Here is a 455-nt window from a genome sequence, read left to right as displayed (position 1 = left end):
GCACTTTCATCGGTGATCGCGCAGCTTTGCGCCACCACTTCCGCCACGGCGCCTTCAGGTACCATCTTCATGTAATTCGCGGGTTTAAGCGGGGCAGCGCGGCGGTAGCCATCACGCGCCAGTTGTTGAATTCGCTCGTTGGTTAATTGCTTGTTCAGCCATTGCTCACCGGTTTTCAGGGTGACGCGAATATTCTTCTGCAGGTAGGTGCGAATGGATTCCTCCATGCCGCCCATGGCTTTGCCGACCATGCTTTTGCGGCCCATCTTCATCATGCTGCTAACACCGGGCAGTTTCGCCAGTGCATTTTCTTCCAGCAGGAAATTCTTGATGCCGGTATAAAGCATTTCGCTGACCATTTCGCTGACCAGTGGATGGTTCATGGCCGCGTGAATGGCTTTTTCCCGCAGGCTTTGCAGTTTCAGGACCTGCTCAAGAATGGCCTCGAAGTGTTC

General features: G+C 54.1%; 1 pseudogene. It reads right to left on the bottom strand.

From position 1 onward, the window contains the following. A pseudogene (locus A3754_RS27030) lies at positions 1–455 on the bottom strand (hypothetical protein); the annotation flags it as partial.

This window comes from Alcanivorax sp. HI0083, assembly GCF_001635175.1.
Note: the sequence above shows the minus strand (reverse complement) of the source record. Positions and strands in the feature narration are given on the sequence as shown.